Origin of the sequence: Mucilaginibacter sp., from assembly GCF_036383575.1 — a bacterium.
In the GTDB taxonomy this organism is placed as follows: Bacteria; Bacteroidota; Bacteroidia; order Sphingobacteriales; family Sphingobacteriaceae; genus Mucilaginibacter.
Window position 1 is genome coordinate 1 of sequence record NZ_DASVOB010000814.1, and the last position, 3096, is coordinate 3096.

Sequence of the window (3096 nt, forward strand, 5' to 3'; positions counted from 1 at the left end):
CTGCCAGCATGGGGTATTTGAAGGATAAGCTGATGGTGTAAGTTGAGGTTACCTCCCTGTCATCCTGAACGATAGTGAAACATCTTCTGCGTAAGGCATAGCGAAGATGCAAAGTGAAGAAGATGTTTCACTATCGTTACCAACGTAATTAAAATAGGGGTCATGCTGAGCTTGTCGAAGCATGGTGGGCAGGCCTCTGCGCGCGAGTCTTCGACAGGCTCAGACTGACCAGCCTTTTGTTATTTATCCCCTTAACAATTCCATAACATATGCCAATTTTGATTTAACCCCATGTTTAAGTAATTTAAGGGGCGAATCACTTTCCTTAACGGAGGCTTATGGCGGAAACATCTACAGAACATTTAAAACGGGTTTTAAAACCGATCCATTTATGGGCCATAGCCGTAGGGCTGGTCATCTCGGGCGAATATTTTGGGTGGAATTTAGGCTGGGCCGTATCGGGTACCATAGGTTTGCTGATAGCCACCCTGGTTATCACTTTAATGTACATTACCTTTATTTTTAGCTACACCGAACTTACCGCATCCATACCACATGCAGGCGGTGCGTTTGCCTACGCATACCGGGCAATGGGGCCGTTTGGCGGTTTAATTGCCGGTTACGCTACGCTCGTCGACTTCCTGGTAGCTACACCCGCTGTAGCAGTATCGTTAGGGAGTTACCTGCATTTCCTGTATCCTGCCATTCCTATAACCGAGGCCGCAATGGGCTTTAATATCCTCTTTATTCTTCTGAATATGCTTGGCGTAAAGGAATCGGCTACATTTTCGGTGTTTATTACCATCCTTGCCGTAGTTGAACTGCTGCTTTACCTTGGTATTGTATCGCCGCATTTTAAAATGGATAATTATCTCACTAATCCAATGCCGTTTGGCTGGGCGGGAGTATTTGCTGCGCTACCTTTTGCCGTTTGGTTTTACCTGGCTATTGAAGGCGTTGCCATGGTGGCCGAAGAGGTAGAGAACCCTAAAAGGAATATACCACGCGGCTATATTTCGGCGATAATAACTTTGGTTGTACTGGCTTTAGGTGTGATGATCATCACCGGCGGGCTCACCGACTGGCGCAAGCTAAGCCATTTGGATTATCCTTTACCCGAGGCTATTGGCATAGTATTGGGCAAAGGAAACGGTTTAACCAAAATATTTGCCAGTATAGGTTTGTTTGGACTGATAGCATCGCTGCATGGAATTATCCTTGCGTCATCGCGACAGGTGTTTGCCATGGCACGCAGCGGTTATTTGCCCCGGATGCTGTCAGATATTAACCACAAATTTAAAACGCCGCACTGGGCGCTTGTAGTTAGCGGTGTGGTAAGCTCTATCTTCATTTATAAATTTAAAACAGATCAGATCATCATGTTATCGGTGCTTGGCGCTGTGGTCATGTATATCATGAGCATGCTGAGCCTCTTTATATTGCGCAAAAAGGAACCCCGCTTAAGTCGGCCATTTTTGGCCCCGGTATACCCGGTTTTCCCGGGTATAGCTTTAATAATTTGCGTAGTATGTTTAATAGCAACAATATATTTTAACCCTGATATGAGCCTCATTTTTGCTGGAGGATTGGCCATTGTATTGCTGATTTTTATAGCGATGGGAAAACATAAAGTCGCATTAACCGAAGATATGATGAGTGCTCCTGCTGAAGAAGTCATTAATCATTAAGTCATTTGTTTGACCTCTTTGCAATAACGACCTAATGACCCAATGAAATAATGATATAAAATATGTACCGCCACAATATACATCACCGGGTTTATAAGTTTCCCGACCTTAAAACATTGCTGGGCAAGGCTTCGCCTTATCGCTCGGGCGATGAACTGGCCGGGCTTTGTGCCGGTGGATATGAGGAACGTGTGGCTGCGCAAATCACACTGGCTGATGTGCCGCTCAAAAACTTTTTGAATGAGGTGGTGATCCCCTATGAGGATGATGAAATTACCCGGCTCATCATAGATGATCATGACCCTGTAGCTTTTAGCCTCATCAGTCATTTAACCGTTGGCGAACTGCGAGACTGGCTGCTAAGCGATGAAACCGATTGTGCAACATTAACAACCATAGCTCCCGGTTTAACGCCTGAGATGGTGGCAGCAGTATCCAAACTCATGCGCAACCAGGACCTGATAGCTATGGCTAATAAATGCCAGGTGGTTACACGCTTTCGCAATACTATTGGATTGAAAGGGCATTTTAGTACCCGTTTGCAACCCAACCATCCAACTGATGATACGAGGGGAGTAGCGGCGAGTATTATTGATGGCTTGTTATTTGGCAGCGGTGACGCGGTTATCGGTATTAACCCTGCAACGGATAGCCCGGCGGCGGTGAGCAGCTTGCTCACGTTGATGGATGAGTTAAGGCTCCGGTTTGAGATCCCCACACAAACCTGCGTGCTTAGCCACATTACTACCACATTGCAATTGGTAAACGAAGGTGCCCCGGTTGATCTTTGTTTCCAATCCATAGCAGGCACAGAAAAAGCCAATGCCAGTTTTGGGGTTAATTTAAGTTTGATTGAGGAGGCTTACCAGGCTACACTGTCATTAAAACGGGGAACTGCAGGTAATAACGTGATGTATTTTGAAACCGGACAAGGCAGTGCACTATCGGCCAATGCTAATTTCGGTGTTGATCAGCAAACCTGCGAGGTAAGGGCTTATGCTGTTGCACGTAAGTTTAACCCATTGTTGGTAAACACGGTTGTGGGTTTTATCGGCCCGGAATATTTGTATGATGGCAAGCAGATCATCCGAGCTGCGCTCGAGGATCATTTTTGCGGAAAATTGCTTGGCCTGCCCATGGGGGTTGATGTTTGCTATACCAACCATGCGGAAGCCGACCAGGATGACATGGACAACTTGCTTACCTTACTTGGCGTGGCAGGCTGCAACTTTGTGATGGGGATCCCCGGTTCGGATGATATCATGTTGAATTATCAGTCAACTTCATTTCACGATGCCTTATATCTGCGTAAAGTGCTGGGATTGAAGCCTGCGCCTGAGTTTGAAGGTTGGCTGATAAAACAGGGTATTGTTGATGATAAAGGAAATATGCTGCCAGTAAGCGAGCA

The 3096-nt window shown here is 46.1% G+C and carries 2 protein-coding genes; both read left to right on the forward strand.

The window, feature by feature from the left end; genetic code table 11:
- The first annotated feature begins 338 nt into the window (after nucleotides 1–338).
- Nucleotides 339–1688 (forward strand): ethanolamine permease, encoded by a 1350-nt coding sequence (gene eat / locus VF500_RS28865; protein WP_330862970.1) that lies wholly within the window; start codon nucleotides 339–341, stop codon nucleotides 1686–1688.
- Between the two features lie 62 nt (nucleotides 1689–1750).
- Nucleotides 1751–3096 (forward strand): ethanolamine ammonia-lyase subunit EutB (locus VF500_RS28870; protein WP_330862971.1); only part of this gene is annotated, 1346 nt, incomplete at its 3' end.

Coding starts and splice junctions, on each gene's coding strand:
- eat (WP_330862970.1), top strand. CDS start 339: ATGGCGGAAACATCTACAGAACATTTAAAACGGGTTTTAAAACCGATC.